Origin of the sequence: Aquimarina celericrescens, from assembly GCF_042682765.1 — a bacterium.
Lineage (GTDB): Bacteria > Bacteroidota > Bacteroidia > Flavobacteriales > Flavobacteriaceae > Aquimarina > Aquimarina celericrescens.
The window spans coordinates 1-1,567 of sequence record NZ_JBHUHY010000022.1 but is presented as its reverse complement, the minus strand read 5'-3'; the positions used below and the strand labels follow the sequence as shown (position 1 = coordinate 1,567).

Below are 1,567 nucleotides of genomic sequence, written 5' to 3'. Positions count from 1 at the left end.
CCTTAAATCCTTAGGTCTATTACAAAAAATAACCGCAAACTATTTGTTTACAAAGGTTTGCGGTTTTATGTGTTTTCACCTAAATTGGTGTTGCGACAAAACACTGATATGAAAATACTTAAATCTTCACACATAAGCCCATTTGGTGGTCTAAATTTTGTTTTACAGGAGTTTGAAAATCAAAATATAGGAAAACTATTGCGGGAAGACTTACCCAAATTACCAGCTCAATGTAAATACTCATGGAAAGATCTATTATACTCTTTTTGGTCTATTTATTTCTGTGGTGGCGATTGCATTGAAGACTTAGCAGGTAATTTCTATGATCATCTAAAGGATAATCGCTTTTTAAATGTGCCCAGTCCAGATAGGGTTCTCGATAGGTTTAAAGAATTGTCTTTGCCTAAGGTGATTTTAAAAACTCCTAGAGGACAAAGCTTACATCAATTTAGTATTAATAAGAAGATCAATGCGTTAAATTTAAAGATGCTGACATCATTAAAAGTACTTTCTAATAAAGAATTAACCTTAGATTATGATAATACTATAATTTTTACCAACAAAGCTGATAGTGCTAATACCTACAAAAAAGAATATGGATACGCTCCTGGAGTAGGCATGATAGGGAATCATCTTGTTTATGTTGAAAATAGAAACGGGAATAGCAACCCAAGAACCTTACAAGATCAGACAGTAACCAGAATGTTCAATTTGTTAGATCAACATAATATAAAGATTGATGCTTTTAGGGCTGATAGTGGTTCTTATTTATACGAAGTCGTAAATTTAGCTAGTAGAAAGGCTAAACATTTTTATATAAAAACTCGGATGAGTGCTGCGCTAAGTAGAGCTATAAATGCTATTGATAATTGGCAAAGAATCGAAAGCTCAACAGAAATTATATATCGTGGCGAAACACAATTCAAACCCTTTATCAGAACCAATAGAGACGCAATAGCCCCGAAACTTCTTCAAACTTATCGTTTAGTGGTATCTAAAATAGAAAGAAATGATAAGCAGGTTAATCTTTTTACCAATGAGGCTTACCTTTATTCAGCTATTCTAACAAATGATTGGGATCAAGATGCTGATGAGATTGTATTTTTTTATAACCAACGAGGAACAATTGAAAAAGAGTTTGATGTGTTGAAAAATGATTTTGGTTGGAACAACCTTCCTTTTTCTAAGTTAGAACAAAATACAGTGTTCATGATTTTTACTGCAATGTGTAGAAACCTGTATCATTATATAATCACCTTATTCTCTAAGAAATTTAAGAATCTTAAAGCTAATTTCAGAATTAAAAAATTCATCTTCAGATTTGTTACCATACCAGCTAAATGGATCAAAACATCTAGACAGTATAAGTTGAAGATATATGGAAATATTCATTTTAAAACATAGATAACCATAGTAATAGCTCCAAATAAATTTATTCAAAAAACAAACCCCAACAAAGTTGGGGCTAAATCATATATGTTTTTTCCTCAAAAAATAAATAGAGAATAACAATTTTGAAAAAAAATCTAAGGATCATCTCTAGAAACTTAAAAATCTTAGGTAATTT

The 1,567-nt window shown here is 30.9% G+C and carries 1 protein-coding gene; it reads left to right on the top strand.

The genetic code is table 11. The features are described 5' to 3' along the window. Positions 1–108 precede the first annotated feature (108 nt). A complete protein-coding gene (locus tag ACFSJT_RS17865; RefSeq protein WP_378321707.1) occupies positions 109–1,404 on the top strand; it encodes an IS1380 family transposase in 1,296 nt (431 codons plus the stop codon). Positions 1,405–1,567 lie beyond the last annotated feature (163 nt).